At 60.5% G+C, this 22,192-nt stretch carries 21 protein-coding genes; 4 read left to right on the top strand and 17 right to left on the bottom strand.

Features of this window, described 5'->3' with window-relative positions; translation table 11 throughout:
- Window positions 1-65: 65 nt before the first annotated feature.
- From Q0I19_RS06705 to Q0I19_RS06750, 10 genes are all read right to left on the bottom strand, one after another.
- Window positions 66-1,316: a 5-bromo-4-chloroindolyl phosphate hydrolysis family protein gene (locus tag Q0I19_RS06705; protein ID WP_294759738.1), complete on the bottom strand. Its 1,251-nt coding sequence runs from the start codon at window positions 1,314-1,316 to the stop codon at window positions 66-68.
- Window positions 1,317-1,332: 16 nt separating this feature from the next.
- The gene (locus tag Q0I19_RS06710; RefSeq protein ID WP_294759740.1) at window positions 1,333-2,502 is read right to left on the bottom strand and encodes a GDSL-type esterase/lipase family protein; all 1,170 of its coding nucleotides are present in this window, start codon (window positions 2,500-2,502) and stop codon (window positions 1,333-1,335) included.
- Between the two features lie 635 nt (window positions 2,503-3,137).
- Complete coding sequence (locus Q0I19_RS06715; RefSeq protein ID WP_294759743.1) at window positions 3,138-3,902, bottom strand: SDR family oxidoreductase; 765 nt, start codon at window positions 3,900-3,902, stop codon at window positions 3,138-3,140.
- A 60-nt stretch (window positions 3,903-3,962) separates the two neighbouring features.
- Window positions 3,963-4,955: a TPM domain-containing protein gene (locus Q0I19_RS06720; protein ID WP_294759745.1), complete on the bottom strand. Its 993-nt coding sequence runs from the start codon at window positions 4,953-4,955 to the stop codon at window positions 3,963-3,965.
- A 13-nt stretch (window positions 4,956-4,968) separates the two neighbouring features.
- Window positions 4,969-5,619, bottom strand: a complete 651-nt coding sequence (locus tag Q0I19_RS06725; RefSeq protein WP_294759747.1) for a hypothetical protein — start codon at window positions 5,617-5,619, stop codon at window positions 4,969-4,971.
- 11 nt (window positions 5,620-5,630) lie between these two features.
- Window positions 5,631-6,806 carry a toxic anion resistance protein gene (locus tag Q0I19_RS06730; RefSeq protein WP_294759749.1) on the bottom strand — a complete coding sequence of 392 codons (1,176 nt, stop codon included), beginning with the start codon at window positions 6,804-6,806 and terminating at the stop codon, window positions 5,631-5,633.
- 28 nt (window positions 6,807-6,834) lie between these two features.
- Window positions 6,835-7,548, bottom strand: coding sequence for a hypothetical protein (locus Q0I19_RS06735; protein WP_294759751.1), 714 nt, complete (start codon window positions 7,546-7,548; stop codon window positions 6,835-6,837).
- 14 nt (window positions 7,549-7,562) lie between these two features.
- Complete coding sequence (locus Q0I19_RS06740) at window positions 7,563-8,192, bottom strand: 5-bromo-4-chloroindolyl phosphate hydrolysis family protein (RefSeq protein WP_294759753.1); 630 nt, start codon at window positions 8,190-8,192, stop codon at window positions 7,563-7,565.
- Between the two features lie 98 nt (window positions 8,193-8,290).
- Window positions 8,291-8,803, bottom strand: a complete 513-nt coding sequence (locus tag Q0I19_RS06745) for a DNA-deoxyinosine glycosylase (RefSeq protein WP_294759755.1) — start codon at window positions 8,801-8,803, stop codon at window positions 8,291-8,293.
- Between the two features lie 3 nt (window positions 8,804-8,806).
- The gene (locus Q0I19_RS06750) at window positions 8,807-9,613 is read right to left on the bottom strand and encodes an HAD family hydrolase (protein ID WP_294759757.1); all 807 of its coding nucleotides are present in this window, start codon (window positions 9,611-9,613) and stop codon (window positions 8,807-8,809) included.
- Window positions 9,614-9,707: 94 nt separating this feature from the next.
- On the opposite strand from Q0I19_RS06750, the gene Q0I19_RS06755 reads away from it, so the two are divergent.
- The 4 genes from Q0I19_RS06755 to mgsA all read left to right on the top strand — a co-directional run bounded on the left by Q0I19_RS06755 (window position 9,708) and on the right by mgsA (window position 13,645).
- Window positions 9,708-10,397, top strand: coding sequence for a hypothetical protein (locus Q0I19_RS06755; RefSeq protein ID WP_294759759.1), 690 nt, complete (start codon window positions 9,708-9,710; stop codon window positions 10,395-10,397).
- Window positions 10,398-10,468: 71 nt separating this feature from the next.
- Complete coding sequence (locus Q0I19_RS06760; RefSeq protein ID WP_294759761.1) at window positions 10,469-12,256, top strand: penicillin-binding transpeptidase domain-containing protein; 1,788 nt, start codon at window positions 10,469-10,471, stop codon at window positions 12,254-12,256.
- A gap of 195 nt (window positions 12,257-12,451) precedes the next feature.
- The gene (locus tag Q0I19_RS06765) at window positions 12,452-13,192 is read left to right on the top strand and encodes an AAA family ATPase (protein ID WP_294759763.1); all 741 of its coding nucleotides are present in this window, start codon (window positions 12,452-12,454) and stop codon (window positions 13,190-13,192) included.
- Window positions 13,193-13,231: 39 nt separating this feature from the next.
- Entirely contained in the window at window positions 13,232-13,645 is a 414-nt protein-coding gene (gene mgsA, locus Q0I19_RS06770; protein WP_294759764.1) for a methylglyoxal synthase, read from the top strand.
- Between the two features lie 154 nt (window positions 13,646-13,799).
- Here the strand turns inward: mgsA and Q0I19_RS06775 are convergent, their stop codons facing one another.
- From Q0I19_RS06775 to pyrF, 7 genes are all read right to left on the bottom strand, one after another.
- On the bottom strand, window positions 13,800-14,075 hold the full coding sequence (locus Q0I19_RS06775) for an HU family DNA-binding protein (RefSeq protein WP_294759766.1): 276 nt from the start codon (window positions 14,073-14,075) through the stop codon (window positions 13,800-13,802).
- 248 nt (window positions 14,076-14,323) lie between these two features.
- On the bottom strand, window positions 14,324-17,563 hold the full coding sequence (carB, locus tag Q0I19_RS06780; protein WP_294759768.1) for a carbamoyl-phosphate synthase large subunit: 3,240 nt from the start codon (window positions 17,561-17,563) through the stop codon (window positions 14,324-14,326).
- Window positions 17,556-18,695: a carbamoyl phosphate synthase small subunit gene (locus tag Q0I19_RS06785; RefSeq protein ID WP_294759770.1), complete on the bottom strand. Its 1,140-nt coding sequence runs from the start codon at window positions 18,693-18,695 to the stop codon at window positions 17,556-17,558. The genes carB and Q0I19_RS06785 overlap by 8 nt, the downstream gene beginning before the upstream one ends.
- Before the next feature lie 285 nt (window positions 18,696-18,980).
- Window positions 18,981-19,577, bottom strand: coding sequence for an orotate phosphoribosyltransferase (pyrE, locus tag Q0I19_RS06790; protein ID WP_294759772.1), 597 nt, complete (start codon window positions 19,575-19,577; stop codon window positions 18,981-18,983).
- A 72-nt stretch (window positions 19,578-19,649) separates the two neighbouring features.
- Window positions 19,650-20,558, bottom strand: coding sequence for a dihydroorotate dehydrogenase (locus Q0I19_RS06795; protein WP_294759774.1), 909 nt, complete (start codon window positions 20,556-20,558; stop codon window positions 19,650-19,652).
- Complete coding sequence (locus Q0I19_RS06800) at window positions 20,558-21,334, bottom strand: dihydroorotate dehydrogenase electron transfer subunit (protein ID WP_294759776.1); 777 nt, start codon at window positions 21,332-21,334, stop codon at window positions 20,558-20,560. The genes Q0I19_RS06795 and Q0I19_RS06800 overlap by 1 nt, the downstream gene beginning before the upstream one ends.
- Complete coding sequence (gene pyrF / locus Q0I19_RS06805; RefSeq protein ID WP_294759868.1) at window positions 21,309-22,175, bottom strand: orotidine-5'-phosphate decarboxylase; 867 nt, start codon at window positions 22,173-22,175, stop codon at window positions 21,309-21,311. The genes Q0I19_RS06800 and pyrF overlap by 26 nt, the downstream gene beginning before the upstream one ends.
- Window positions 22,176-22,192 lie beyond the last annotated feature (17 nt).

Below are 22,192 nucleotides of genomic sequence, written 5' to 3' on the forward strand. Positions count from 1 at the left end.
TGACGCTCCTTTATTGGTTTATAGATGCCTACATTGTAGCATATTTGGGGCCGACTTGCAAGAGTTCACAGTTTTTTGAACGGCGTATCGTCGGTCAGGCCGTCGGCGCGCAGCATGTTCTGCATCACGTCGATGTCGGCGCTGACATCCATGGCGTCGTCCTGAAAAAGCTGATCCAGCTGGGTCTCAAAGGCATGCACCAGCATATCCATCGTTTGCTCAATGCGGTGCTTGGATTCGGTGATGTTCTCCCCTTCCACATTCTGCGCGTCCAGCTCGGCGTAGGTTTTCAGCAGCTTGAGCGAGGTCGGGAGATAATAATCCATAAATTTACGCATCTTGGGCAGCTTGTCGGGGTCGGCCTTGGCCTGCTCAAAAATTTTGGCGGACACCGCCTCCAGCCGGCTGATCTTGTCGCTCATCACCTCGTCAGGGATGGCGTCATTGACGGCGCGCAGCTCGTCCAGAATTTGCTGATACTGGTCTTTTTGCTGCTGCACCGTCTTTTTCGGTTTAGGCTTTGCCGTTTTTTCCGGCGGGCGCTCCTTGATGACAAGGCAGCGACGGCGCATATCCAAAAAGGCGTTGGGGCCGAACAGTCCCTTGTCGATGCAGTTTTCCAGATGCTTGCGGCATTTGTCGTAGCTGCAGGGAATGGCATCGGCAATGTCCTGAATGTACATATACGGGGCGTCGCCCACGATGTTCTTGATTTTTTTGCGCATACGCGACGTTGTGCGCACATGGTTGGCGCCCAGCAGGCAGCCCACGCCGCCGCTGAGCGAGACCAGCGCGGGCATGGTGTCCTGAATGAGCCATCTCCAGTAGTAGCCGCCCTCGGTCAGGGCATCGGGCAGCCAATAAATGCCGTCCGGCAGTGCCACCAGCGCAGCCGCCAGCAGTGCCACACCGACAATGGTAAGCACCCGTGCCAGCCCTGCCTTGTCGCCTTCGGTCTTGATTACGGGCGTTTTGGCGGGGCGGTCATACACGGCCGCGCGGGTGGGGCGGTTGTACACGGCGGTGTACTCGCGGTGCATTTTGGTCTGGACTGTGTGGGCTTTTTGCTCAAACCCGCCCAGCTTGCCGTTTTTTATGGCGGCGTTGACGCCGATAAACGCCAGCCCCACCGGCCATGCGCCCACCACAAAGGCGCCCACAATGGCCCACCACGGAAACTGAAACGGCGCATCGCCGCGGCGGTATTCGCCCGGGGTCGTGTAGCGGTTCTGGTAGCGGGGGTCACTGCCGCTGTATGGCTGGTCAGGGTCGGTATAGAGGGGCTTAGCGGGTTCGTTGGGGTCTTGATATGGCATAATGTTTCCTCGATGCTTACGGTATATCGTTCAAAAGTTGTTTTACGTCCTCGCTGAGGTAGTAGGTGCTGCCCTGCTGGTAGGGGTTCTGCTTGCTGTACGGCGTGTGGGTGCACAGGTAACTGACCCACTTGTTGTAGCCCGAAACCTTGAGATGCACGCCGTCCGGCTGGGCGTAATCGGCAAGCAAGTAGCCGTTTTCGTCGCTGAATTCGGCGTTCAGATCCAAAAAGTACATCCCCCGCTCGGCGCACAGGGCGCGGATCTGCTCGTTGATGGGGCGCAGGTGGTCGGGCGTCAGGCCGGGCTTGTCGGCGGCAGCCTCCTGCGTGGCGGGCAGAATGGACTGCACGAAAAAGCGGGTGTTGGGCAGCGCGGCGGAAAGCTCGTCCAGCATACGGGCGTAGTAGTTGATAAAGCTCTGCTCGCCGCCGGTTTGCACCAAAGCGTTGGTGCCCAGCAGCAGGTACAGCTTGGCGGGCTGCGCGGCCGTGAGCACGTCCATGGCGACTTCCTCGCCGCGGTCGGGGCTGGTGACTGTGGTGCGGTTGACGATGGTGTTGGGGCTGATGCTCTTGTAACCGCAAACCAGCGCACCGCCCACGTCAATGCCGTACTCGGCTGCGCAGAAGCCCTCGGTCAAAGAGTCGCCCAAAAAGGCGGCGTCCGCAAACCACGCGGTGGTCACGCGGCCGAATTCCGGCACCTCTGTGTCGGATTTTTGCGGCGCGGCGGTGTAGGTGTAGCCGGTCTCGGCCGTTTGGGGCACAGGGCCGACCGCGCCCCAGTTGATGGCCTGCACGTTGCCGCTGCCCTGGTTGCCGCCGTAGGGCACAGGTGCCACCAGCTGGGCGGAACCGATCTGCGGCGCGGCGGGAATGGCCGTGGGGTCAATGCCCTTGACCGTCTTGGGCAAAAGCAAGGTGATAACGCCGGACGCCAGCAGGATGCCCCCCACCGTGCCGACGAAAATCAGCTGACGGCGGCGGCGACGACGCGCACGGGCACGGCGGGCGGCGGCGCGGCGCTGTTCCGGCGTGGGGGTCGGGCGGCGCGGCGGGGTCGGCTGCGGCGGGGTGACCCACTCCCCCTGCCAATCGGTATTTTGCGGGGGCGGCGCAGGGCGGCGCGGGGCGCTGCCTTGCATCGGTTGTTTGCGATAGATATTTCGGTTTTCCTGCGGCACGGCGGGTCACCTCCTTTTTGGCGTTACAGTAAATTATAGCACAAATGTTCGGGCAAAAACAGTGGGGCAGCAAAGTTTTACCTGCAATTTTTGCAGCGAATTTTTGCAGCAGGTTTTGGTTTTTGCTTCAACCGCAAAGCACCCATTTCCGGCAGGTTGTAGGGGCGAGCATTGCTCGCCTGTGGGGTTTGCCCGTTAGGTTGCATTGCCGGAACGGCTGCAACGGGCGGCATATATGCCGCCCCTACAAACCAACCCGCAAAATTATCATTGCCGTAAAATCGCGGGCGGGGCATACCCCGCCCCTACGGGGTAGTGGTTTTTAATTCGCGGAAATCGCAAGGCGGCAAGGAGGGGTCAAGACCCCTCCCTACAAACCAGCCATAAGAGAGAATTAAACGGGTAAAAACCAACTTCCGTAAAATTCTTCGGCGGAGCCGTAAGACGGGAGCGGGTGGGCGGGGCGTCAAAAAAATGTGTCTTGACGATTTTTTAGCCCCGCCCGTCCGCAACCTTCATCTTTGGGGTCCAGGGGGACGGGTCCCCCTGGCCGTGCCCCGCGCCTCGGAAGTAGCGGCGCCTTTCTTTGGTACTTTCTTTGGGCGTCCAAAGAAAGTACCACGCATCTTTCCCTTTTACCTATACAGCTTCTTTTTCTGCTGCAGGGCGGCAATTTTGATGTACAGCGGCCGCGGCAGGAAACGTCCCGCCGTCATGCCCAAAGCCACGGCGCGGCCCGGCACAATGATGGTCTTGTGCTTGCGGATGCCCTGCAGGGCGCAGCGAACGCAGAACTCCGGCGTAATGCCGTGCAGCGCGAACTTGACGTTGGCAACCGAGTTGAACTCGGTGTTGACGGGGCCGGGGCACAGGCAGCCGACATAGACGGCGCTGTTCTTGCGGCGCAGCTCCTCGGCCACGGCGCTTGTCAGGCTGACCACATACGCCTTGGTAGCGTAGTAGGTGGCCATGTAGGGGCCGGCCGGCATCAGGCCCGCGCAGGAGCCGACGTTCAGCAGCGCACCGTGGCCCTGCCTGCAGAGGATGCGCGCCACCTGCTTGGTCAGAATATGCAGCGCGCGCACGTTGACGGAGATCATTTCCAGCTCTTTGTCCAGGTCGGTATCCAGGAACATGCCGCAGTCGCCGAAGCCCGCATTGTTGATAAACAGGTCAACACGGCGACCCTGCAGCTCCTTGACAAGACGCAGGCACTCGCTTTTTTTGGCAAGATCCGCAGGGAAGATCTCGCAGGTGGTGGTCAGGCCGGCGCCGAGCTGACGCAGGCGCTCCTCGCGGCGGGCCACCAGCATCAGCTCGTATCCGCGGGCGGAAAGCTGGCGGGCAAACTCGGCACCGATACCCGAGCTGGCACCCGTGATAACAGCAAATTTAGGCATGGTATTTTCTCCTCTTTACCAAAATTGCCCCGGAAAGCCGGGGCATAGATACAATGTAAATCAGCGATGACGGCCTACGCCGCCGCCGCGGCTGGAACCGCCGCCGGCCTTAAAGCCGCCGGACGATGGGCGCGAACCGCCAAAACCGCCGGACGGGCGCGAGCCGCCGCCGAACCCTCCGCTGAACCCGCCGGGGCGAGAGCCGGGTCTTGGCCCGCCGGGACGGGGGCCGGGGCCGCCAAAGCCGCCACCCGGACGCGGGCCGCCATAGTCGCCGTAACCGCCGAAGCCGCCGCGCGGGGGTGGCGGGGGCGGAGGCGGACGACGGGGACGGCGCGGCGGGGTGACAAAGAAGATGGGGCCGCGTCTGCGCCGGCGCGGTGCTCCCCAACCGCCGCCGGGGCGCATCAGGTTGGTGATCATCGCAAGGACCAGAATGACGGCAAACAGGATCAGAATCCATTTCACGAGGTCAACACCTCCCCTGTCATAAGAAACGGCGGACGTACCGTCGGCGCTGTCGCTCAGGCTGACGCCGTAGATGCGGCACAGGCGGTTGGCAATGGAGCTGACCGCCTTCTGCGTGCCCGTGTCGTAATCGCCCTTGACCCAGTTGGGTTCCAGGTCGTCCTGCAAAATGCTGTTGAGCGTCGAGTAGGAAAGCTGACTTTCCAGCCCGTCGCCGCGCATGACGTAATAGTCACCGCCGTCGGCCTCATAGGGGGCCAGCAGCAGCAAAACGCCGTTGTCCTGCTCGGCATCGCCCAGCCCCCAGGTGTTGAACACCTCGTAGGCCACGCCCTCCATGGTGGAGTTGCCAATCATATCCTCCAGCGTGTAAACGCCGATCTGTGCGCCGCAGGTCTCCTGCAGGCGGGTGGACACGCTGTTGATGTAATCCTCGGTTTCGGCGGACAGAATATCCGCGTGATCCGCCACGGCGTTGGTTTCGGACACCGAGATTTTGGGGGCCGCCCAAGTGGGCAGAGCCGCCGCACCGACCAGAGCCAGCGCCGCAGCCCCCGCCCAAAGGCGCTTGGTTGCGTATTTCATAGGCTGTATTTCCTTATTTTGTGTTGGAAAAACTTGGAACTTCTCCCACGCCCCACAGCGCGGAAATAACATTGGCGGGGAAAGCCGCCGCCTTTTTGTTGTAGGCGTCCGCCTGCTGGTTGTAGGCTGCGGCGGCGCGCTCTATGGTAGCCTGCGCCGACACAAAGGCGTCGTACTGGTTATCCATCTGACGCTTGACATCGCTGCCCGCCTTGGCGCTGCCTTCCGCGTACAGGGCGTCCACCGCGCTGTACAGCTGCTTGTTGGCGGCGTACTGAACCGACGGCTCCGCACCGTTTTCCTGCACAGAGGTATTCCACGCGCCAAGGGTGTCGGTGGCGGTAGAAACGGCATCGTTATCGCTGCCCAACACCGGCTCGCACAGGCGGATCAGGTTCGCGGCGGCGTCCGCCTGCGTGTCAAAATCCTGCTGGATGCCGTGGCCGTATTTGTCGGTAGCGGTGTAGGTACCGCAGATGGCGCGGTACTGGCTTTTCAGCGCATTACCGCCGATGCCGAACACCGACACCAGCACACACAGCGCCAGCACGCCCGCCGCCACGGGCCGCTTTTTCGCGGGGGCGGGCAGCTTGGTTTCCGCCTCGCCCAGGATTTCCAGCTGCGGGCCGTGGATGGTAAAACTTTCCTGTTGTTCCAGTTGCATAGCGGTTTCCTTTACTGGTTGATCTCCATCAGCTTGGCGCGCAGCTCGCCCTCAATGCGGCCCAGCTCCTGCTCGGCGTTGGCACGCTTGGCCTTGCCGTCGGCGCGAATCTTGTTCAGCTCGTCCAGCGTTTCGATCAGCTGCTTGTTGGTCTGCTTCAGGGTCTCGATATCCACAATGCCGCGCTCGGACTCCTTGGCGATGTCGATGGTGCCCTGCTTGAGCGTGGCAGCGTTCTTTTTCAGCAGTTCGTTGGTGGCGTCGGTCACGGCGCGCTCTGCCTTCATGGCCTCCTGGCTGTGGGCGATGCCCAGCGCCAGCACCATCTGGTTTTTCCACAGCGGGATGGTGTTCATGATGGTGGTCTGGATTTTTTCGGCCATCATCGTGTCGTTGGACTGGATGAGCCGAATCTGCGGGCCCATCTGAATGGACACGTTGCGGGTCAATTCCAGATCGTACAGCTTTTTCTCAAAGCGGTCGCAGAGGTCGGCCAGGTCGCGGGCGGCCTGTGCGTCCTCGGGCAGCTGGGTGCGCTGTGCCTTTTCCTGCGCAGCCTTCAGGTCGTTTTCGCGTACATACGCCAGTTTTTTCTTGCCGGCGAGGATGTACATCGTCAGCTCTTTGAAGTAGACGAGGTTCAGCTCGTACATTTTGTCCAGCATGGTGATGTCCTTCATCAGGGTGACCTGGTGATCCTCCAGCTGGGTCTTGATGCGCTCCACGTTTTTGTCGGCACTCTCGTAGCGGGTTTTCAGCGTTTCGATGCTCTGGGCGGGCTTTTTGAAAAAGCCGAAGAGTCCCTTGGACTGCTCGGTGGCGTCGAAGCCCTGCAATTCGCCGATCAGGCCGGTGATCAGCTGGCCGGTCTCGCCCATGTCCTTGGTTTTTACACGGGACAGCGCGGTTTCCGAAAAGCTGCTGAGCTTTTTCTGGCTGGCGGCGCCGTATTGCAGCACCATCTGGGAGTTGGTGATGTCGATTTTCTCGGCAAAGTCGTTGACCATCTGCTGTTCTTCGGGGGAAAGCGGCGTATCCTCCACCTTGATGGGGGCGGCCTTTTTGGCCTCCTCGACCACCTTCTCGTCGGCGGCGGGGTCCAGCGTCAGGGTGGGCGCCTCGGTCTCGAAGGTCAGGGTCGGGGCGGCGGGGGTGTTCAGGTCCAGTTCGTTGTTCAGATCAGCCATGGCAGGGTACCATCCTTTCCTTATCATGTCATTCATTATGACTCATATTTCTAACATTTTCTCTTTCAGCCAACGCTCTATCTACACTGCCGAGAATCCTCGGCGCATTCTTATCTCCCAATCCGCCTCCTATGCGATTACACAAAAAATCCGGCGGAAAATCCTTAATAAACCTATTTTCGGATATATATGTTCGCCCCGTTCTATACGCATAAATTCTAGTCGTATCCAACGCTCTGAACACATCTATTGACATTATAGATTTTTCTACCGCATACATAGGAAATAATAATCGGTCAAACTCTTTCGTGGCTGCCCAGTGCTGTTGAATTCTTCTTCGTATACTTTGCGCCGTTCCTAGGTATGCTTGTTTATAGTCATCAAGTACCATAAGATAATATCCCGGACCATTCCACTCCTTTAAATCTATGACTTTCTCAAATTTTTTGTTCTTTTTAAGGAAGCGTTCAATCGCATCATTGAATTCCTCAGCATCTATCTTACTAAAATGCTCCATACTTAAATCGAAATTTTGTAGAATAACCTCTCGATAGCTCTCACACCATTCCCGCGTATAGAATCTACCTGTCACATCTGTATACGCTCCCCTTGCTTCGAGGGACTTAAACTTCGGTAGCGACGCGCGTTGATTGATTATCGCATATTTTTCTCTTGTCAGTCTTAAACCATACTTTGCGCTTTGAACACGAACTCCAAAATGAATAGCCTTTTCCATCTCCATTGTTGGTTTCCTCATCATTTGGTTAAGTTTTGACTTTTTAAGATGCCGTCCAACACAGCGATATCGGTACTGATATCCAACGCGGCGGCGCTGTACAGCGCATCCAGCTGGTTTTCAAAGGCGGCGGCGGTGGTTTCGGCGTTTTGGCGCAGTTCGCGCTGGATCTGCGCGGCGTTTTCGCCTTTGACGCCGTTTTTCTCAAGCTCCGCGTAAGCGCGCATCAGCTTGACGACCTCCGGCAGATAGTAGCGGGCAAAACGGTCGATCTCGCGCGCTTTATCGGGGGCATCCGCCACAACGGCGGCAATGCTGCGGCCCGCTGTTTCCATGCGGGTCATGGCGGCGGAAAGCTGCGTGTCAGGAATTTGCGCGTTGAGGTCGTGCAGCGCGTCCAGATCAGCGGCAATGCCGTTGAGCATCGCGTCCACGTCCTCGCTGCCGGTGGCGTAGGGAACCTCGGTCTTAATGACGCGGATGGGGCAAAAGCGGCTGCCCGCCGCGTAAGCGGCCAGGCTCAGCCCCGCTAAAATCAGCAGGTTGGACAGGCGGTACGGCGGCAGCACCAGTGCCCCGATCGGCCACACCAGCGCTGCAAAATACAACGGCAGAACAGGTTTTTTCTGTTTTTCTACCCATTTGCTCATAGTGTGCTCCTTTATAATAAGCGGTTACCTGTATTATAGAACAAATTTTGTCCGCTTGCAAGGCGATTTGTGCAAAATCTGCGGGGGTCGCTGCGATTCTAAACGCCGTTTATATATTTTCCCAATTCCCTGCCCCACACCTGCCGCAGGCGTTCCATGCTCCATGCGGCGTTGGCGGGGCTGGTGCTGGGCAGCACTACGGCAGGTATACCGGCGGCCGCCTGCGCATATTTTGCATAAACGCGCCCCGAAGCCGCCCCGTTGCAAAGCACCGCCTGTACGCCCAATTTTCGCACCAGGGCGGCCACATCGTTGGGCTGCACATTGCGCATGGAGGCATCGGACGCGCCGCAGATATCGCAGCTTTGCACGGTATCCCACAGCGCCAGGTCGTTTTGCAAAATCAGCGCGGTTTTTTCCGTGATGGTTTGGGGGGTCTGCGTTCCCGTCAGCGCTGCCAGCAGCGGCCAGAATCGGTTTTGCGGGTGGCCGTAATAAAAGCCCTGTTCCCTGCTTTTGGGGCTGGGAAAGCTGCCCAGAATCAACGCTTTGGCGTGGTTTCCGCAAATGGGCGCAAAGCCCGGCCCCACATGGGTGTATGCGGCCGCCACGGCTTAAAAGGCCTCCGGCCAGAGTTGGCGGCAGATATCCGCCACGCCGTGGGGCGCGGCGTCGGGGCCGACGATGACCGCCGCCGCCTTGGCGTTTTCGCTGCCGCTGCCCATGGCAATGCCGATGCGCGCAGCCTGCAGCATGGGGATGTCGTTGTCGCCGTCGCCCACGGCCACCGTTTCGCTGAGAGCGATGCCGAAATGCTCGGCCAATTCCAGCAGACCCGTACCCTTGTTGACGCCGTCCTGCAGAATATCGCAGGCGGGACTGTCCGGGGGGCAGTGTACGATGTCCAGATCGAGATAGCCGTATTTTTCCGCAAAGGCGGGCTCGAGCGACTGCGGCAGCATGCCGAAGGCGCCGAAAGGCATTTCGACCAGATGCTGCTCCTGATCCTCGCCGTCCACAATGTGGTTGTCGAGTTTCAGCTCTTTTTCCACCCGCTTGAACTCGTCATAGCCGATGTAGGCGTAGTTCGCATCGTGAAAGCTGAACCGCAGCGGCAGGTCGTGATCCTCAAAAAAATCCACCAGCGCGTACATTTCCTCCGGCGTAAGGCGATGCACCGAGAACTCGCCGGTCTTGGCGTCCGCCAGTTGGGCACCGCCCGCGCAAAGCCACGCGTCGGGGCGCAGGCCCGCCAGCATCTGCTGCGTCACCCCCGCGCGGCTGCGGCCCGTGGCAATGGCCACCTTAACGCCCAGTTTTTGCACAGCCTTGATGGCGGCGACATTCTCTGCGGGGATGGTGCTGCACCCCTCCGGGCGCAGGGTTCCGTCGATATCCAAAAGCAACAGTTTACAGGTCATGGCTAAAGCTCCTTACACTATACAGCAATGTTAGAAACATTATACCAAAAACCGCCGTGTTTGTGCAACATTTTTGCAAAAAGAAGGGGTTTGTATGCGAGAAAGTTTACAGTTTGCCCGCCGCCGTCCCCGCCCGTGGGCGTGGTGGGTGTTGGGCGGCGCGCTGGCGCTGCCGCTGGTGCTTGCCCTGCTGCCTGCCGCAGCGCGCAGGGCGGTACGCGCCTGGGGGGATTTCTGCCTGCCCCATTACACGGCACGGCTGGAATTTTTGCAGCAGCAAAACGCGCAGCTGCGTGAACATCTTGCTCTTTTGGCGGACGCCGAGGCCGAAAACGCCGCCCTGCGCACACTGACCGGCTCGGCACGCGCCGTGGGTTCGCAGCGTCCCGCCCGCGTGCTGGCGCGGCTGCCGGAGTCGCTGGTGCTGGCGGGGCGCGGGGAAGTCGGAAGCGCCGTGACCGACAGCTGCGGACGGTTTGCGGGGCGCATTGTCCAAAGCGGCACCGACCGCTGCGTGATGGCGTGGGCCGGCAGCGGGCACTGCCCCACGGCGGGGCTGGCCGCAGACTGCGGCGGTCTGCTGCAGACCCAAAATGGCTGGCGGCTGGTTGGGCTGCCGCTGCACTGCCGCGACGGCGCGGGCACGGTGGCTGCCACGCCGGACGGGTTTTGGCTGGGTGTGTTCGCTGACGTCCCGCAGCCGGAATCCGCCGGGCTGACACGGCAGGTCATGCTGCGGGACACCGCCGATTTTTGGGATGAAATCTATTTCATCTGCGGCTGAGTGCTTGCTTTTTTTCGGATTTTTTTCTATAATCAATATAAGTAGTTTGTTATCAGAAAGGTGTGTTCCGCGTGAAACAGCCCGATTCCCCGCGCCGCCGACGCGGTCGGCGTGTTGTGGTGCTGGCAGTACTGTGCGCGGCCGTGTTTGCGCTGTTTTTGGCGCGGCTGGCCTGGATGCAGTTTGCCATGGCCGACCACTACGCCCAAAAGGTCGCAGAACTTTCCACCACGCGGTACACCGTGACCGAACAGGCCGCGCGGGGCAGTATCCTGGACCGAAACGGCGTTGTCCTGGCGCAGGACGACACCGCCTTTGACGTACTTTTGCGTGTGCCCGCCCCCGACGGGACATCGCTACCCCAAACCGTACAACAGCTCAGCGCCCTGACAGGCGGCAAGGATGTGGAAACACAACTTGCCGCCTTTTGTTGTACCGCATCGGCGGGCGAGCTGCCCGTTTTGCAAAACGCCGACGCCGAGACCGTTGCGGCGCTGTACCGTGCGGGGCTGGTGCAAAGCGGTGCCGTGCGGCTGGCGGCGCGGGGCGTGCGGGTGTGGCCGCAGGGCAGCCTTTTGCCCCACGCGCTGGGGTTTACCGGGGCCATCACCGCCGAGCAATGGCAGAGCGCCAAGGCACAGGGGCTTGCCATGGACGAGCGCCTGGGCCAAAGCGGGTTGGAGCAGGCCTACGACACACTGTTGCGCGGGCAGAGCGGGCGCACCGTCGTAAGCGTAGACCGCAGCGGCACCGTGACCGCACGGCGGGTTTTGTCTGCCGCACAGCCGGGCGCCGATTTGGTTTTGACAGTGGACGCTGCCTTGCAGCAGGCGCTGCAGGACGCGCTGGCAAACCGCATCGAAACCCTGCGCGCCGCCGCGGGCAATGCGCAGCACAAAGCCTGCGCAGGGGCCGCCGTTCTGGTGGACGTGCGCAGCGGCGGCATTCTGGCCGCCGCCAACTACCCAAACTACGATCTGAACACCTACCGCCGCGACTACGCCGACCTTTGCGCCGACACCCGCGCCCCGCTGCTGGACCGCTGCTGCCAGGGGCTGTACGCCCCAGGCTCTGCCTTTAAGCCCGCCGTGGCCGCCGCTGCCCTGCAGCAGGGCATTTCGCCCTATGACACGGTCAACTGCACAGGGCGGTACCTCTATTACAGCGGCTATCAGCCGCGATGCCTGCAGGACCGCCACAGCGGCGCGGTGGATCTTCGCACCGCCCTGCAATACAGCTGCAACATCTTTTTTTACGATGTCGGGCGGCGGCTGGGGGTGGATGTTTTCAGCCAAACGGCGCAGCAGCTGGGGCTGGCCGTCGATGTCGGCGTGGAGACCCCTGCCGCAGCCGGACGGCTGACCTGGTCGGGCGACGAAAATTACCAGGCCGGGCTGACCCTGATGGCCGCCATCGGGCAGGGCAACACGGCGCTGACGCCCGTGCAGCTGGCGGCCTACGCGGCGGCGCTGGCCAACGGCGGGCGGCGTCCCCTGCTGCATTTTGCCGACCACGCCGTGGACGCCGACGGGGCAACCGTCTGGCAATATACGCCGCAATTTGTCGAGGCTGCAGGCGGCGAGGCGGTGTTCGAACCCATTCGGGACGGCATGGTGCGCATGGCGCAGGGCAGCAGCGTTTTGCGGCAGATCGTTGTCCCCTGCGCGGCCAAGACCGGCAGCCCCCAGCTGCCGACGCAAATGGCGGGCGGCGGGCACTATGTCAACTCGGTGCTGATCGGCTACGCCCCCGCACAGGCGCCCGAAATTGCGCTGGCCGTGGTACTGGAATACGGCGGCGGCGGATTTAACGCGGCACCGATCATGCGGGACGTGTTTAACCTGTACTTCGGCGGATAACGCCGCGCCAGACCCCGCTGCGCTTTGCAAAAATTGCGCATTTGGTGCCAACCTTGCGGTTTCGGGCGGCGCATCGTTAAATTGTTCAAAAAATATCCTTGATTTTTTACGCACACACCTGTTGCTATGTTCCGGATTTTGTGTTAGAATAAGGTCGTACAAGTGTTTGTTACAAGGACACATGGAGGGCTTGCCGTGAACGCACAATGTATCATGTTATGTTCCGGCAAGGGCGGCACCGGCAAAAGCACAGTTTCGGTGCTTTTGGGGGCAAGCTTGGCACGGCTGGGCCGCAAGGTACTGCTGATCGAGCTGGATTCCGGCCTGCGCAGTGTGGACATTATTGCCGGCGTGTACGGGCGCACCGTCTATGATATAGAGGACGTCCTGTGCGGCCGATGCGAGGGCGGCAAGGCCATTGTGCCCAGCCCCCTGTACACGGGGCTTTCGGTCATAAGCGCCCCCTACGAGGGCGGCGAGGTTCTTGCCGCGCCCTTGGGCAAACTGGTAAGTGCCATGCGCCCCTATTTCGATTTTATCCTGCTGGACACCGCCGCCGGTATGGGTGCGCCGTTTACGGCCGCCGACCGCATTGCGGACAAGGCACTTTTGGTTCTGACACCCGACCCCGTGGCCCTGCGCGACGGAAAGATCGTGGCGGATCGGCTGCTTGCCTCCACGCGCGAGCAGGACGCCGTGCGCCTGGTCATGAACCGCGTCACGCGCGACAGCTTCGGCAAGCGCGCGGCCGTGGCCGATTTGGACGAGTGCATTGACACCGTGGGCGCCCAGCTTTTGGCCGTGATACCCGAAAGCAAGCCCTTGCAGCTGGCGGGTGCCAACGGCAGCGTGCCCCCCGCCGCAGACCCGGCGGTGATTGCCGGGCAGGCTATGGCAAAAAGACTTTGCGGGCAAAGGGTCCCGCTTACTTATTAAAATATACGGCAGTTTGGCCGACAAGGATGGTGGCTTTTTATGACGATCGCACTGATTGCGCATGATTCCAAAAAAGAGCTTATGGCGGATTTTTGCCGCGCGTATAAGCATATCCTTTCCCAGCACACCCTGATTGCAACCGGCACGACCGGGCATCTGGTGGAGGAAAAGGCCGGGCTGCCCGTGCAGAAGTTTATGTCCGGCAGCCTGGGCGGCGACCAGCAGATCATGACCCGCATCGCCTGCAACGAGGTGGATATGCTGCTGTTTTTGCGCGACCCCATCAGTGCAAAGCCCAACGAGCCGTTTGAAATGCAGTTGCTGCGTGTCTGTGATGTGCACAACGTGCCTGCTGCCACCAACATCGCCACCGCTGAAATGCTGGTGCTGGGTCTTGGCCGCGGCGACTTGGATTGGCGCACCATCATTCCCCCGCAGCAGCTGCAGGTATAAGCAAAATTTTACGTCAGCGCTGCGCGTGCAGCGCACAGATTTCAGAGTTCAAAAACGGTGTGTCCGCCAGGCGGGCGCACCGTTTTTTTTGCGCACAAAACTAAAAGGGCCTTTCCCTGTTCGGGAAAGGCCCTTAACAACTTCGGTCTTGTGATTACTTGGCAACTTTGTCCTTCAGGCGGCCGCTGGCTTTGAAGCCGGGGATGGCAGTCGGCTCCAGCTTGCTGGTGACCTTGGTCTTGGGGTTGGTGAAGTTCTTGGTCTGGCGCTCGCGCATCTCGAAGCGGCCAAAGCCGGCGATGGTGACCTTGTCGCCGCTCTTCAGCACATCACCGATGGTGCCGAAGATGCCGTCCATAACCTTTTCTACTTCATTGCAGGACAGGTTGGTTTCGTTTGCCACTTTAGTAATCAACTGAGATCTGGTCATAATATCATTAACTCCCTATCACTTAGGCATATTGCCCAGAATTGTTACGTTCCATATTATAGAGAAAATTGTGCGCAGAATCAAGCGTTTTTTACCAATTCCACACAAAATCGTCAAATGCCATAAAAAACATGGTAAATTTTGTTGAAAAATTCGTCACTTGGTGGATTGAAATATTTCAAACCGATACATCGTGCTTTTTTGACGCAAAAGCCCGCGCCCTTGCGGGCGCGGGCACATGGCTGTGTTTATTTGCCGGCAGCGGCGTCGCGGTGCAGGGCTGCCACGTCCACCAGCTCCATTTCGCTGATGTCATGGTCGCCGCGCAAGGCGTCTACCAGCACGCGGGCGGTGTCCATGGCCGTGATGGTCGGGATGGACAGCTCGGTCGCCTTGCGGCGGAACTTAACGGAATCACGGTGCGGGTCGCGGCCGTGCGGGCTGGTGGAAATAATGTAGTCCACCAGGCCGCTTTCCAGCAGGTCCAGCACGTTGGGGCGCGCCTCGCTCATCTGGCGCACGACGCTGCAGGGCACCATCTGGCCGTTGAGGAACTTGGCGGTGCCGGGGGTGCCGTAGATCTTGTAGCCGTAGTCGTGCAGCTTCCAGGCCAGCTCGGCAGCCTCGGGCTTGTCGCTGTCCTTGACCGAGATGATCACGCAGGAGCCGGGGCCGGGGGTCTTGAACTGGTAACCGGCAGCCACAAGGCCCTTCATCATCGCCTCGTGGAAGTTGGGCGCAATGCCCAGTACCTCGCCGGTGGATTTCATCTCGGGTCCCAGCATGGTGTCCACGCCGTGCAGCTTCAGGAAGCTGTACACAGGCACCTTGATGGCAGTGTAGGGGCTTTGCCCGTTGCGCCACAGGCCGGTGCCGTAGCCCATATCCTTGAGCTTTTCGCCCAGGGTGCAGCGCACGGCCAGATCGACCATGGGTACGCCGGTAACCTTGGAGATGTAGGGCACGGTACGGGAGGAACGGGGGTTGACCTCAATGACATAGACGCGGTCGTTCTGCACCGCGTACTGCACGTTGACCAGACCCACGACCTTCAGCTCGCGGGCAAAACGTCCGGTGTAATCGACCAGCGTGTCGATGACCTTCTGGCTGAAGGTGTACGGCGGGTAAACGCAGATGGAGTCGCCGGAGTGTACGCCGGTGCGCTCGACCTGCTGCATGATGCCGGGCACCAGATAATCGGTGCCGTCGCAGATGGCGTCGACCTCGCACTCGGTGCCAAGGATGTACTTGTCCATCAGCACGGGGTGGCTCATGTCAACATGCTTGGTGATAACGCCCATGTACTCGGTGACGTCGGCAGAGTTGTACGCCACGATCATGTTCTGGCCGCCCAAAACGTAGGACGGGCGCATCAGCACGGGGTAGCCGACCTCCTGCGCCGCCTGCAGGGCTTCCTCCAGCGTGTAGACGGTGCGGCCCTCGGGGCGGGGAATGCCGCAGCGCTCCAGCAGCTCGTCAAAGCGCTCGCGGTCCTCGGCCTCGTCGATGGCGTCGGCCGGGGTGCCCAGAATGGGCAGGCCGATGTCGTCCATATGCTTGGCCAGCTTGATGGCGGTCTGACCGCCGAACTGCACCAGGCAGCCGTCGGGCTTTTCGGTGGCGATGATCTGATCCACGCTCTCGGGGTTCAGCGGGTCAAAGTACAGGCGGTCGCCGGTGTCAAAGTCGGTGGAAACGGTTTCGGGGTTGTTGTTGACCAGCACCGCCTCGCAGCCGTGCTTTTTCAGCGTCCAGACCGCGTGAACAGAGCAGTAGTCAAACTCGATGCCCTGACCGATGCGGATAGGGCCGGAGCCGAATACCAGCACCTTTTTCTTGTTGGGGTCGCTGCGCTCGGCAATGAACTGCGCCGCCTCGTTGTCGGCATCGCAGGTGGAGTAGAAATACGGCGTCTTAGCGGCAAATTCTGCGGCGCAGGTATCGACCATTTTGAAGGCTGCACCGGGGTGGGCGGGCAGCGTTTCGGCGCCGGACAGGCGCCGGATGGTCTTGTCCAAAAAGCCCAGCTTTTTGGCGGCGAGGTACTTTTCCTCGGTCAGGGCGCCGTTTTGCAGCGCTATTTCCATATCGGCGAGGTGCTGCAGCTTGTCCAGGAACCACCAGTCGATCTTGGTGATGTCGTAGATGGTGTCGTGCGGCACGCCGCGCTTGAGGGCTTCGTACACGCAGAAGGCGCGCTCGGAGTCCTGCACATGCAGATGCTCGATGATCTCCTCGGTGGAAAGCTTTTCAAAGTCGGGCAGGGTCATCGTGTCCAGACCCAGCTCGGTGGAGGAAACAGCCTTCATCATGGCGTGTTCAAAGCTGTTGCCGATTGCCATGACCTCGCCGGTCGCCATCATCTGGGTGCCCAGCGACTTGTCGGCGTAGACGAACTTGTCAAACGGCCATTTGGGGTATTTTACGACGACGTAGTCCAGCGCAGGCTCAAAGCAGGCGCAGGTTTCGCCGGTGACATCGTTGGTGATCTCGTCCAGCGTGTAGCCGAGGGCGATCTTTGTGGCAACCTTGGCGATGGGATAGCCCGTCGCCTTGGACGCCAGCGCGGAGGAGCGCGACACACGGGGGTTGACCTCGATGACCGCGTACTCGAAGGAGTCGGGCTTTAAGGCAAACTGGCAGTTGCAGCCGCCCTCGATGCCCAGCTCGGTGATGATATCCAGCGCGGCGGTGCGCAGCATCTGGTACTCTTTATCGGACAGGGTCTGGCTGGGCGCCACGACGATGGAGTCGCCGGTGTGGATGCCGACGGGGTCCAGGTTTTCCATATTGCAGACGGTGATGACGTTGCCCTTGGAGTCGCGCATGACCTCGTATTCAATTTCCTTCCAGCCGGAGATGCACTTTTCCACCAGAATCTGGTGGATGGGGGAAAGCCGCAGACCGTTGGTGGCGATCTCGTGCAGCTTGTCGCGGTCCTCGCAGATGCCGCCGCCGGTGCCGCCCATGGTAAAGGCGGGGCGCACGATGACGGGGTAACCGATGACCTCGGCAAAATTCAGCGCATCGTCCAGATCTTCCACGACCTTGGAGGGGATGATAGGCTGGTGCAGCTTTTCCATCGTGTCCTTGAACAGCTGGCGATCCTCGGCACGGTCAATGGTGTCGGGCTTGCAGGCGAGCAGGCGCACGCCGCTGCGATCCAAAAAGCCGCTGCGGGCCAGTTCCATCGAGAGGTTCAAACCCGTCTGACCGCCGAGGTTGGGCAGGATGGCATCGGGCTTTTCTTTTTCGATGATGCGCTCGACGACCTCGGCCGTCAGCGGCTCGATGTAGACATGGTCGGCAATATCGGGGTCGGTCATAATGGTAGCGGGGTTGGAGTTGACGAGAACCGTTTCCACACCCTCGGATTTCAATGCGCGGCAGGCCTGTGTGCCGGAGTAGTCAAACTCCGCCGCCTGGCCGATGATAATGGGGCCGGAACCGATCACCAGCACCTTTTTGATACGCGGGTCTTTAGGCATCGTTGATCACTCCTTTTGCTGCGAGCATACGCTTGACGAACTCGTCAAACAGGAACTCGGTATCCTTGGGGCCGCCGTTAGCTTCGGGGTGGAACTGCACGGTAAAGCAGTTCCACTTGAAATAATCCATACCCTCGCAGGTGCCGTCGTTGGCGTTGAAATAACTCATCTTGCCGACGGTTTCGGGCAGGGTGTCCGCCATAACCGCGTAGCCGTGGTTCTGGCTGGTGATAAAGGTGCGCTGCTTGGCAGGGCTGGTGACGGGCTGATTGGCGCCGCGATGCCCGTATTTGAGCTTGCAGGTCTTGGCGCCGGCAGCCAGCGCGGTGAGCTGATGGCCCAGGCAGATGCCGAAGGTGGGGATGCCGGTGTCCAGCATCTCTTTGATGTTGGCGATGATGCCGACGTTTTCCGCCGGGTCGCCGGGACCGTTGGAGAGCATCAGCCCATCGGGGTTGAGAGCTGCCAGCTCGGCGGCGGTGGCGGTGCCGGGCAAGACCGTGACACGGCAGCCGCGCTTTTGCAGGCAGCGCACGATGTTATTTTTGCAGCCGAGATCCAGCAGCGCGACGTGCAGCGGGGTCTCGACCTCGCGCCCGTCGATGACGTTGGTGGTCGGCTCAAAAGTCTTAGGTGCAGTGCAGGTCACCGTTGCCACAGCCTCGGTGACGGCATAGGCGGTGATGGCGGGCATCAGGGCTGCCTTTTTCTCCAGCTCGGCATCGGGGTCGAACTCGGTGGTGATGGCGCCGTTCATAACGCCGCTTTCGCGCAGGGTGCGGGTCAGGCTGCGGGTGTCAACGCCCTCAATGCCGATGATGCCGTTCTTTTTTAAGAAGGCATCCAGCGTTTCCTCGCTGCGGAAGTTGGAGGGGGTCTTGCACGCCTCGCGCACAATGTAGCCCTTGGCCCAGATCTTGCCGCTTTCGACGTCCTCGGAATTCATACCGTAGTTGCCGATCAGCGGGTAGGTCTGGGTGATGATTTGACCGTAATAGCTGGGGTCGGTCAGCGTTTCTTCAAAGCCGACCATACCGGTGGCAAACACGACCTCACCGATGGTGGTACCGGGGCAGCCGATGCTTTGCCCGCGGAACACCTGACCGTTTGCCAAAATCAGATATGACTGCATAGTTATCTCCTACCTGTTGTGTTTAGAGTGAAGAGTTTAGAGTGCAGAGTGTCAATAAACCTAATGGGACGATTGCGAATTTCCGCCGGGTTTGTAGGGGCGAGCATTGCTCGCCCGCGCCCGTTTGCCTTGCAAGAAAACCGCCCCGGAAAACGCGATACCGCGCCAAATTGCCGGGCGACCGATGGTCGCCCCTACACATTCCGTATGCCAAGATCAAGTGTGCGCGTGCGCACACACCGCATCTTAACTCTTAACTCTTAACTCTTAACTCTCAACCTTGTATCACAGCGTCTGCTTGGCCGCTTCCTTCATCTTGCGGCTGCCCAGATGCACCAAAGGCAGCTTGCCCTCCTTGCAGATGGGGCACTCCTCGGGGGCGTAGTTGGGCAGGTCCAGCTTGAGGGCGCTTGCCACGATGGGGATCGGGGACGGTGCCTCGGCGCGGGTGCGGTCCACCACGCAGGCAATGCCCACGCAGATGCCGCCGTTTTCTTCGATAACACGCTTGGTTTCCAGGCTGGAAACGCCGGTGGTGACAACGTCCTCGGCAATGACGCAGCGCTCGCCGGGGTGAATTTTGAAGCGCTTCAGGGTCATAACGTTATCCACGCGCTCGGTAAAGATGGCGCGCTTGCCCATCTGGCGGCCCAGCTCGTAGGCGTAGACGATGCCGCCCATGGCGGGGCCGACGACGACGTCAATGTTCAGCTCCTTCAGCTTTTCGGCAACGGGTGCCATGACCTCGGCGCACTTGTCGGGGTACTGCTGCAAAAACGCCATCTGGCAGTATGCGCCGGAGTGGCGGCCCGAGGAAAGCAGGAAATGCCCCTCCAAAAATGCTTCACATTCCTTCAATACTTCAATCGCTTCGCGTGCCATAGTGTAGCCCTCCTGTATATTATTCATCTTATACTAGCATATTTTGCATATAAATGCAAGTGTTTTGTATTTTTAATCTCTGGCGCAGCCGCGGATCTCGTCCAGCGTCTTGACGCCGTGGGCGTCCATCCAGTCGCCGATCTCGGCGGTGATGCGGGTGCAGGCCTTGGGGTCAAGGAAGTTCGCGGTGCCCACCTGCACGCAGGCCGCGCCCGCCATAATAAATTCCAGCGCATCGCGCCCGGTCAAAATGCCGCCTAAGCCGACCACGGGGATATTGACCGCGCCGACTGCCTGCCAGACCATGCGCAGCGCAATGGGGCGCACCGCCGGGCCGGACAGCCCCGCAAAGACGTTGTTGAACACGGGGCGGCGCTTTTCCAGATCCACCGCGCAGGCCTGGAAGGTATTGCACAGGCTGATGCCGTCGGCACCCGCTGCCTCCACCGCCTTGCACATCTCGGGGATGCTTTCCGCCTGCGGGCTGAGCTTGACGACCAGCGGCACCGTGCAGACCTTGCGCACGGCGCTGACGACCTCCTCGGCATCCTTGGCGCGGATGCCGAAGGCAAGGCCGCCCTGCTTGACGTTGGGGCAGCTGATGTTCAGCTCCAGAATATCCACACCGGCGGCGCAGAGTTTCTGCACACCTTCGACATTTTCTTCAATGGTATGTCCGCCGAGGTTTGCCCACACGGTGGTGCCGCAGCGGCGCATGGCGGGCAGCTCGCAGTCGATAAAATGCTGCACACCGGGGTTTTGCAGGCCGATGGAGTTCATCAGCCCCGACGGGGTTTCGTACAGGCGCTCGCCCTCGTTGCCGGGCTGCCCGTGCAGGGTCAGCCCCTTGCCGGAAATGCCGCCCAGCAGGCGCAGATCCTCAATATCGGCGTACTCGGGACCAAAGCCGAAGGTGCCGGACGCGGCCACCACAGGGCCGGCCAGACGCTTGCCCAAAAAGTCTACATGCAGGTCTGCCATCAGTCAAACACCTCCTGTGCGGGGAACACCGGGCCGTCCTTGCAGACGGTGACCGGGCCGATCTTGCTGTGGCAGGTGCAGCCCAGGCAGGCACCCAGACCACACGCCATCTTCTTTTCCAAGCTGGCAAGGCAGGGCGTGCCGGCGGCGGCGCACAGCTTGGCAACGCCGCGCATCATGACCATGGGGCCGCAGGTCAGCACAATGTCATACGCGGCTGCGTCCAGCAGGTCGGTGACCAGGCCGTGATGCCCCTCGTTGCCGGAATCCGTCGCCACAGCGATGGTTTCGCAGTAGGGGGCAAAGGCGTCCAGCCCGTAGCTTGCATCGCGGAAGCCCACGAACAGCTGCGGCTTTACGCCGTTTTCGGCCAATTCTGCGCACAGCTGCAGCAGCGGCGCGGTGCCGATGCCGCCGCCCACGACGGCGATTTTTTTGTTTTCTGCCGCCAGCGCCGCCGCGTCAAAGCCGTTGCCGCAGGGGCCTGTGACCGTCAGCGTGTTGCCGGGCTCAAGCGCTGCCAGCTTTTGGGTGCCTTCGCCCTTGATTTGGAACAAAAAGGTCAGCGTATCGCTGTTTTTATCGTAAGCGTGGACACTGATGGGGCGGGAAAGCACCGGTGTTTCGCCCGCGCCCCAGCACCGCAGCATATAAAACTGCCCGGCGTGGGGGCGGTGGGCGGCGTCCTGCCCGTTCAGCGCCACGTCAATGCGGCAGATGTCCGCCGCGAGGTTCTGTTTGGCGGCTACCTTAGCCGAGAAGCTTGCTGCACTCACCCTGAATATCCTCCCGCATACGCACACATTCGTTGTAGGCTGCCTCGTCAAAGGCTACGCCGGGTTGTTTCTTGTAGGCCAGCAGGATGCCGCGGCTGGAGTTGACCACGCCGCCGTTGCCTGCGTTCATATAGCGGGCAATGTCCGCCGCCTTGCCGCCCTGTGCGCCGTAGCCGGGAATCAGGAAGAAGGTGTTCTTGTAGGCATTGCGGATGGCGGTGGCCTCCTCGGTGTGGGTGCCGCCGATGACCAGACCCACGCTGGAGTAGCCGTGTTCGCCCATATAGTCCTTGCCCAGCTCGGTCAGGCTGTCGCCGACGAGGTCGTAGATATGGCGTCCGTCGTCCAGCTTTTTGTACTCAAAGTCCTTGGCACCGGGGTTGGAGGTGCGGCACAGCACAAACACGCCCTTGCCCTGCTCGGCGCAGTACGGCAGATACGGGCTGATGGAGTCAAGCCCCATATAGGGTGCCAGCGTGATGAGGTCGGCCTCAAAATCGCCGGTAAAGTGCGCCTTGGCGTACATTTCGGCAGTCTTGGCGATGTCGCCGCGCTTGATGTCCGCAATGACGGGCAGCCCGGTGGCGCGTGCCAGCTTGAGGGTTTCGGCATAGGCGCGCATACCGTCCAGACCTAAGGATTCATAGTAGGCGATCTGCACCTTGTAGCAGCCCGCCACGCCCTTGGTGGCGTCGATCAGGGCGCGGTTGAAGTCCACCACGTTCTCCCCTGCCGTCTTGGCGGCATCGGTGGCGGGCAGATAGCCGATCTCGGTATCCAGACCCACGCAGACAGGGCCGTTGGCGGCAACGCTCTCGTACAGTTTGTCCATGCTGGTAATCATCTTTATATCCTCCC

This window comes from uncultured Gemmiger sp. (genome assembly GCF_934561205.1).
GTDB lineage: Bacteria > Bacillota > Clostridia > Oscillospirales > Ruminococcaceae > Gemmiger.

Excerpts from the sequence above, each read along its gene's own strand:
- pyrE (WP_294759772.1), bottom strand. The coding sequence starts at position 19,577 with ATGGCACGCGAAGCGATTGAAGTATTGAAGGAATGTGAAGCATTTTTG.
- Q0I19_RS06795 (WP_294759774.1), bottom strand. The coding sequence starts at position 20,558 with ATGGCAGACCTGCATGTAGACTTTTTGGGCAAGCGTCTGGCCGGCCCT.
- carB (WP_294759768.1), bottom strand. The coding sequence starts at position 17,563 with ATGCCTAAAGACCCGCGTATCAAAAAGGTGCTGGTGATCGGTTCCGGC.
- Q0I19_RS06725 (WP_294759747.1), bottom strand. The coding sequence starts at position 5,619 with ATGCAACTGGAACAACAGGAAAGTTTTACCATCCACGGCCCGCAGCTG.
- Q0I19_RS06705 (WP_294759738.1), bottom strand. The coding sequence starts at position 1,316 with ATGCCATATCAAGACCCCAACGAACCCGCTAAGCCCCTCTATACCGAC.
- Q0I19_RS06740 (WP_294759753.1), bottom strand. The coding sequence starts at position 8,192 with ATGAGCAAATGGGTAGAAAAACAGAAAAAACCTGTTCTGCCGTTGTAT.
- Q0I19_RS06735 (WP_294759751.1), bottom strand. The coding sequence starts at position 7,548 with ATGGAGATGGAAAAGGCTATTCATTTTGGAGTTCGTGTTCAAAGCGCA.
- mgsA (WP_294759764.1), top strand. The coding sequence starts at position 13,232 with ATGACGATCGCACTGATTGCGCATGATTCCAAAAAAGAGCTTATGGCG.
- Q0I19_RS06775 (WP_294759766.1), bottom strand. The coding sequence starts at position 14,075 with ATGACCAGATCTCAGTTGATTACTAAAGTGGCAAACGAAACCAACCTG.
- Q0I19_RS06715 (WP_294759743.1), bottom strand. The coding sequence starts at position 3,902 with ATGCCTAAATTTGCTGTTATCACGGGTGCCAGCTCGGGTATCGGTGCC.
- Q0I19_RS06730 (WP_294759749.1), bottom strand. The coding sequence starts at position 6,806 with ATGGCTGATCTGAACAACGAACTGGACCTGAACACCCCCGCCGCCCCG.
- Q0I19_RS06785 (WP_294759770.1), bottom strand. The coding sequence starts at position 18,695 with ATGCAGTCATATCTGATTTTGGCAAACGGTCAGGTGTTCCGCGGGCAA.
- Q0I19_RS06755 (WP_294759759.1), top strand. The coding sequence starts at position 9,708 with ATGCGAGAAAGTTTACAGTTTGCCCGCCGCCGTCCCCGCCCGTGGGCG.
- Q0I19_RS06750 (WP_294759757.1), bottom strand. The coding sequence starts at position 9,613 with ATGACCTGTAAACTGTTGCTTTTGGATATCGACGGAACCCTGCGCCCG.
- Q0I19_RS06720 (WP_294759745.1), bottom strand. The coding sequence starts at position 4,955 with ATGAAATACGCAACCAAGCGCCTTTGGGCGGGGGCTGCGGCGCTGGCT.